Source organism: Methanobrevibacter arboriphilus JCM 13429 = DSM 1125, from assembly GCF_002072215.1.
GTDB classification, from domain to species: Archaea; Methanobacteriota; Methanobacteria; order Methanobacteriales; family Methanobacteriaceae; genus Methanobinarius; species Methanobinarius arboriphilicus.
This window is the reverse complement of the sequence record NZ_JXMW01000010.1, coordinates 101965-109578: the sequence shown is the minus strand read 5'-3', so window position 1 is coordinate 109578 and position 7614 is coordinate 101965. Positions and strand designations below refer to the sequence as shown.

The window sequence follows — 7614 nt, the reverse complement described above, 5'->3', positions numbered from 1 at the left end:
AGGAAGATAATACAATAGCTGATAGTGAATTAGAAATCACTATTGATGGTAAAAAACATTTAGTGAAAACCAATTACAATGGTTACTGGTATTTAACTTATAAACCCAAAAGCATTGGAAAAATTACAGTTGTACTTAATTTCAATGGTGATGCTAAATATTTAGGTTTCACTAACAGCACTAGTTTTGATGTTAAAAAAGGTGAAAGCTTTGTTAATGTTACTGTTAATGAAAATAAGGATGGTTCTGTTGATTTGATTGTTAAAGTAGTTGATGAAGATGGTGATACCATACCAGATTATAAAGTTGACGTTGAATTAGATGGTAAATACATAGGATCTGTGATAACAGACTCTGATGGAGTTGGAATATTCCATATACCCAATTCTAAACTTAAAACTGGTAAACATAAGATTACAGCTTTATCAGATAATGAAAATTACTTTAGTAATCTAACATTTGCTGAATTTGAAACCAAAAACAACAATAACACCAACAACACTAATAATACTAATGGCAATGACAATAAAACAACTGATAATCCAGTAGCAATAGCTACTATGAAAAAAACAGGAATACCAATAATAGCTATTATACTAGTATTGATAAGTATATTTGGAATCAGCTTAAGAAGAAAACAATAATTAAACATTTTTTTTTAGGAGGGCTTATTTATTTTTTTCCTCCATATTTATATTTTATTATTTATATTTTAATTTTTATTATTATTTTTTATATTATTTTTGACTTTGTAGAAATCCTTTTTTTTTTAGCTTATTTGTGCTGATCTTTTTTAAACAGATTTTAGCATTAATTATAAGTATAAATAATGAAATTTATATGTTTATTTTCATTTAAGTCAGTGATGCATTGATTTTTAAATTTTTTAATATAATTTTTCAGGCTTTTCAAAGTTAAAATCCGAAAAGATTTAATTGTCTTGAAATTAAATCATTAAACTGAGAGTATGTATTTTTGCGTTTTATAATAATATATATTCTCATTATTAATATTTATATCTTTTTAATCCTTAAATTTCAAAATAACTAAATATAAACCAAAATATAAAAATTTAAAGAAAAAAAAGGATAGTTTATTTGAAAATTAAAGAATAAATTTTTCAAAAAAAAAATGAAACTTCAAATATAAAAAATTAGGATTTCTACAAAGCCTTATTATATAGAAATTTTTTTATAGTTTAAAAAATAATAAATAAAAGAACAAAAATCAAATATTCTTAATAATTATAAAAATTTTTATTTTTGTGAAATTAAGAAATCTTTGATTTTTTAATAATAATTAAAAATATTTAATAATATTCATATTCATAAGTGTAATAATACATATGTTAGATATAATAACCTATATAGGTGTAATACTATGTTTAAATATTTAATACTATTAGTTGTTATAATAGTTGTTTTAATTGTAGGAATTTTTGCTGCAAGCACTTTAATGTCTTATTTAAATCCTGCTCAAGAAACAATAGATTCAATCAACCAAACTAAAAACAATTTAACTTCATTATTAGATGAAAAGTCAAATCTAACCGAAGAATTAAAAAAATATGAACCTGGAAGTGCTGAATACACTAATATTCAAAATCAAATCAATTCCATTGATAAACAATTAGCTGAACTAAATAAAACAGCTGAAAACATCAAAACTGAGGTTGAAAATATAACAAATAATTCAAAGGATTTGATAGGGATTTTAAATAATTAGATAATTATTTTTATTCTATCAACTCTCTATAAATCAAATCTATTTTTTTTCCAATTGAATCCCAATTATAATTCTCTTTTATTTCTTTTAATCCATTTTTTCCAAATTTTTCCATTAACTTTTCATCAGCCAGTAATTTTTGGATTTTATCTGCAAGATCATTCTTATCATATTCCGCTGATAAACCAGCATTATTATCTACCCATGTGTGAATATGATTATTTTTAGTTAAAATTAATGGTTTCCCACAAGCCATAGCTTCTAAGCCACTTGTTGTAAATGATTCATACTGTGATGGCATAATAAATATATCACAGTCAACAATAGCCTCTATTTTATACTTATTAAATAAAGGGCCCGTTATAATTACATTTTCTTCTAGATCAAGATCAGTTATTACTTTTTTCAATTCAGCTAAAAAACCATTATCTGGACCAACAATAGCTAATTTTAGATTTTCAACACTTTTTTTCATATATTTTCTATTTAAAACATCAAGTGAGTTTACAAGTAGGTCTAATCCTTTTATTTTATGAATCCTACCAATAAATAAAAGTAACTTGTCATTTTCACCAATATTGTATTTTTCTCTAAAATTATCTTTTGGTGGTAATTTACTATATTCTTCAATATCAATACCTAATGGGATGATTTCTATTCTTTCTTCTTTTACTCCCATTTTTAAATATTGTTCCTTTTCAACATTGGTTAATGCAAAAACTTTAGAAGCATTTTTAAGAATTTTAAATCCCCATAATTTGTCAAAAATTTCTTTAAGCTTCTCTTTTTGGAAAAAAGGAAGTACTGATCCATGAGCTTGAATTACATAGGGTATATTATTTTTAGAAGCATAATAACTAGCTGCAATAGCTAAAGAATGTCTATGTTCATGTATATGGATGATATCATATTTTTTTATCTCTTTTCTTATTTTTAAAGGTAAAGAGTATGGAGTATCGATTAAAAACTTTGCTTTAAGTGAATTTGATAAATTTTTGAAATAATAAACTTTAACTCCTTTAACATCAACATTATATCTCTTATCAAGCTTCATACGTTCACTACAGCTATCAGTTGTAAAAACAGAAACATCATTTCCTTCTTCTGCTTGTTTTTTACTAAGTTTATAAACTGCATTAACTACTCCTCCAGCTTCTAAACAAGGATAATATGTTGGTACTATGTGTAAAATTTTCATTGTTTACCTATTATTTTTTACTATAACTTTTTTTTATTTTTTTTATCATAATCTATTATTTTTTGATTATAGTTATCTATTCCTTTTATAAAGATTAATATTATTGTATTTTTTGATTATAGTATAATTTTCAATTGTATAATTTTCTTTAGATATATTTCTAGAAATATAATAAGTCACGTTATTTTTCTCTAGTTTTGGGATATCCTTCTCATATGCTGCCCCTACATTCATCATCAAATACCATGTGTAATATCTTGTATTATAAGTCCAAATAACCTTGTTATCATAATTAGGGTCATAATTTTTAAGCCAATCTGAAATTATTATTGGGCCGTCAATATCTTTGTTTTTAGAAGGTATTATTCCAACACTAGAAAAAGCAGAAATAATAAAAACTAATATAAGTATAATAGCTATTAAACTTTGAACTAAATTTTTATCAATGTTATCATAATTATTATTAATACTATTGCTATTTTTATTACTATTATTATTAATATTACTATTATTAATATTAGTATTATTATTAATATTATTTTCAATATAGTTATTATTTTCAGAATTATTATTAATATTATTAATATTATTTTCCATACTGTTATTATTTTCAGAATTATTATCCTTATTATCTTTATTATCTTTATTATTTTTACTATTTTTAATAGAAAAAGCTTTTTGAAGTTGTTTTTTATTTTTATAGCTTTTTAAAAATTCAATAAACTTTGAACTTAAAAAATCAAGACAATATGCTCCAAAATATGCAATGACAGGCATCACTGTTATAAAATATCTGTCTACTTTAACATCACTAAAACTAAAAAATATTAGATATATAAAAAACCAAGATATCATTAATAAGTTGAAATTTAGACCTTTAATTGGCTTAATAAAATTATTTGAATCATTATAATTTTTTGAATTTGGATAATTTGGATAATTTAGATTATTTGGATTATTTGGATTATTAGAACTTGATATATAATTTAATATATTAAATATTAACAAAATATTAATCAAGAATAAAATTTCACTTATAATTGAAGAAACCTGTTTATATGTAAAAATTATTGTACTGGTAATAATAATAACTAATAAAACTTTCAAATAAATGGTTTTTTTAGGATATTTTTTGATTTCATTTTCATAATTATTTTTATTCTCATAATCCTTTCTATTTTTAGTATTGTTTTTATTTCTGTGATTTCTAATGCTTCTAAATATTAATTCTAGAATATATAGTAAAGCCCCTCCTGATATTAAAGCCAGTATGAAATAGGAGAGTATTCCTGGATTTTTAAGAACAGGGATTAAATCATGAAATTCTACACTACTTGATGATATAAAATTTCCTAAATTCTCTATATAAAAATAAGCATCAGGCTTAAAACCAGGATCAATAGAAGAACCTTTATCTCCAGAAACAACATTTTGTGTTTGGGTTATAAAGGTTAAATCTGTGCCTTTATTAGCTAAAAATACTAAAAACAAAGAAAATATAACTAATGATATTAAGATTCCAACTAAAAAATATTTAAAACTATTTGATTTAATTAGCTTTTTTAAAGAGGCTAAAATAGATTTTTTAAAATTTTTAAAGTTTTTATATCTTAAAACACTTAATTTCCCAATTGTATCGATTTCAAACAAGATATAAAGAAACATTAATGGTAATATGAATCCCACAGTATAACGTGTGAAAAAACCAATCACAAAAAGTGGGAATGCTAATAAAAAGTATTTTGGATTTTTATTAACTGCCAATATTGTGAAGTATATAATCCATATTGATATAGCTATTGCTGGTATATCCATTGTTCCATTGGCTGTCCATAGTATATTTAATGAAAAGCTTGAAAATAATATGGCTCCAAACAAACTAATAATTCTATTTAATTTTAATTTAAATAATAAATATGCTCCTATACTAGCTATTGGAAAAAATATACCAGTTACTGTGAATATAGCTACTTGGTCAATGTATCCTAATTTAAATATAAAAGAGGTTATGATACATATTACTGGAGATAAGTATAAGTTTGATGTTTTACCAAGTGGGTATCCTGCAATGTTTAATGAGTTTGTTAAGTAAATAAATACATCAGAACAATATATTCCGAGCTGATTGTTTGCATTTATTAATAAATAAACTAAAGATGATGTGAAAATAGCTATTATTAGTATAAACAGTATATCTATTTTATATTTATATATTTTATTTTTATATACCTTATTTTTATTTATTTTATTAATAATATTATTTTCAGAAATATTATTTTCAGACATTGTATATAAACTCCAATTTCAGAGAGAATTATTAAATTACTATAAGTAATAGAAAATGTTCTTTAATCAAATTGTTTTTTCATTGATTTAAATGTGCCTAATTTAACACAGTTTTTATATTATAAATTATTTATATTAATATCATTAGTAGTACTAATTTATTAAAATATCATTATTAGCACCATTGTTTAATATAAATATTAATATAACTAATATCCTAATATTGATAATAATTAAACATATATAATATTAGATATTCCACATAATACTGAATATTTAATATAATATTAGATATTCCAAATGGTACTGAATATTTAATATAATATTGGGTATATTGTATTTATATTTAAAATTATCTAAAATTAACCTATTAATGTATTCAGCTGCTGATATGGAGGAAATGATTTGAAAGTCACAAAAATTAATTCATTAATTAACTTTTTTAAATCAAATGAAATTAAACTTTCATTTTTATTTATACTACTCTTTTCTTCTATTATTACTATACTTTTAATATGGATAAACACTTCTCAAGAGATTTTAGGAACTTCATATAGAGATGTTTATTTTTACCTAATTGAGGCTCTTAGATTTTCAGGATATTCAATTGGAGGATATGAATATGTCAACTATTTATCTCCACTAATACCATTTTTAACTTCATTATTGTTTAAATTAGGATTTGTTAGTGAAACAAGCATATTTACAGTAACTGGAATTTTTTATATTTTAGGAGTATTGGGATTTTTTTCTCTTTTAAGATTAAGATTTAGAAATTTAATGGCAGTTTTAGGATCTATTATCTATGCAGGTCTTTCAATCAATATGTTGTGGGCAGCTAATGGGACTATTGATATTCCAAGTATTTCAATAACTATATTATCAATATATTTTTTTGTTTTAGGAATTGAAAAGAATCAAAAATATTTATATTTGGCATTTTCCTTAGCTGTATTGGGATTTTTTGCAAAATACACAGCAGGGTTAGCTATTCCCCTTATGGTATTATATATATTATCTAAACCGAATATTATTTCGAACATTAAAAAATATTGGAAAAATGGAGTTTTAGGGATATTTTTAGGGTTTATAACAACCATTCCTTTTTTAGCTTATTTTTTAATTAATAAGATACCTTTTGGGTTTTTAAATCAAGCTCAAAATATAGCTTTACAGACTACTGGTTCTAGTACTACTACTTCCACTTTAAAGATTGTCAATGATTTATTTTTCTATTTTACGAATATGCCAAGATTTATTTATAGTATAAACGAAATTTTAGCCTATGTTATAATAATAATTACTTTATTAGGTATCATTCTTGGGATTTATAAGTCAGCTAAATTTTTAAAAAGTAGATATGATGATTCTAATAGGTTTAGCAATGGGAAATTCGAATTTTTAAACATTAAAATTTCAAACAAAATTCTTTATATTCTCTTTATTGTTAATATAATAATCATTCTTCTTTCATTTTTAACAGCTAGTAAAATATCTTTTGTTTATAGTGAATTTATTTTCTTTATATTTGCATTCACTTTATCTTATATAGTAAATAAGATTATAAACATAAAAAACATAAAAAACATAAATTCAGAGCATGAATATGATAAATTTAGCTTTGATTTATTAATGTTTGCATGGTTTTTTTCATATTTAATATTCTTTTCAGCTCACCTTGTTAAAGCAGATAGGTATTTTACAACTATGGCTCCAGGATTTGTGTTTATATTTATTTTAGCTTTAGATTTAATATTAAATTCTTTTGATTCTATAAATATGCCCGACATAATAAATAAAATGAATTTTAATAGTAATACTAATAAAAATAATAAAAATAATAAAGACAATAAAGATAATAAGGATAATAATTCTGAAAATAATAACAGTATTGAAAATAATATTAATAATAAGAATAATAATTCTGAAAATAATAACAATATTGAAAATAATAGTACTAATAATAATATTAATGTCAATATTAATACTAATATTAGTGCTAATAAAAATCTAATAAAGAATTTAGTACCAATAGCTTTAATATTCCTCTTTATAATAGCTTCATTTACTTATTTAGACATGAATAAAAATGATCCTTTGGTTCATAATGAAAGAGAAACTGTGGAGTGGATTAAAATTCACAGTCCAGATTATCAAAATGAGATAATTTGGGCAGAAAGAGGTCCAATATTTACTTGGTATTTAAAACAAGAAGTTTTCTATGTTAATTGGAAATATTCTCCTAATAAACTGTCTGAGATGATGATTGGAAATAATACTACTTACTTCATATCAATAAGTCCAGAAACTAATATCCCTGGATTTTCACCAGTTAAAAAATTTGGTGAAGTTATTATTTATCAAAGAAATAGTAGATAAAGAAACAACTAGTGATTCTTATTTTA

5 protein-coding genes are annotated in these 7614 nt (G+C 22.5%); 3 read left to right on the top strand and 2 right to left on the bottom strand.

Annotated features, from left to right (window positions below):
- Both MBBAR_RS10280 and MBBAR_RS06325 read left to right on the top strand, forming a co-directional pair.
- The coding region (locus MBBAR_RS10280) for a hypothetical protein (RefSeq protein WP_158082549.1) at positions 1–644 on the top strand (644 nt) is incomplete at its 5' end.
- A gap of 736 nt (positions 645–1380) precedes the next feature.
- A complete protein-coding gene (locus MBBAR_RS06325; RefSeq protein ID WP_080460458.1) occupies positions 1381–1725 on the top strand; it encodes a hypothetical protein in 345 nt (114 codons plus the stop codon).
- Positions 1726–1735: 10 nt separating this feature from the next.
- Here MBBAR_RS06325 and MBBAR_RS06320 read toward each other — a convergent pair whose 3' ends face one another.
- Positions 1736–2923: a glycosyltransferase gene (locus MBBAR_RS06320; RefSeq protein WP_080460457.1), complete on the bottom strand. Its 1188-nt coding sequence runs from the start codon at positions 2921–2923 to the stop codon at positions 1736–1738.
- Positions 2924–2995: 72 nt separating this feature from the next.
- The gene (locus MBBAR_RS06315; RefSeq protein WP_080460456.1) at positions 2996–5209 is read right to left on the bottom strand and encodes a glycosyltransferase family 39 protein; all 2214 of its coding nucleotides are present in this window, start codon (positions 5207–5209) and stop codon (positions 2996–2998) included.
- A gap of 405 nt (positions 5210–5614) precedes the next feature.
- On the opposite strand from MBBAR_RS06315, the gene MBBAR_RS06310 reads away from it, so the two are divergent.
- Positions 5615–7588, top strand: a complete 1974-nt coding sequence (locus MBBAR_RS06310; RefSeq protein ID WP_080460455.1) for a glycosyltransferase family 39 protein — start codon at positions 5615–5617, stop codon at positions 7586–7588.
- The last annotated feature ends 26 nt before the right edge of the window (positions 7589–7614 follow it).

Bases quoted from the DNA above. Each gene is read 5' to 3' on its own strand.
- MBBAR_RS06325 (WP_080460458.1), top strand. From the start codon at position 1,381: ATGTTTAAATATTTAATACTATTAGTTGTTATAATAGTTGTTTTAATT.
- MBBAR_RS06320 (WP_080460457.1), bottom strand. From the start codon at position 2,923: ATGAAAATTTTACACATAGTACCAACATATTATCCTTGTTTAGAAGCT.
- MBBAR_RS06315 (WP_080460456.1), bottom strand. From the start codon at position 5,209: ATGTCTGAAAATAATATTTCTGAAAATAATATTATTAATAAAATAAAT.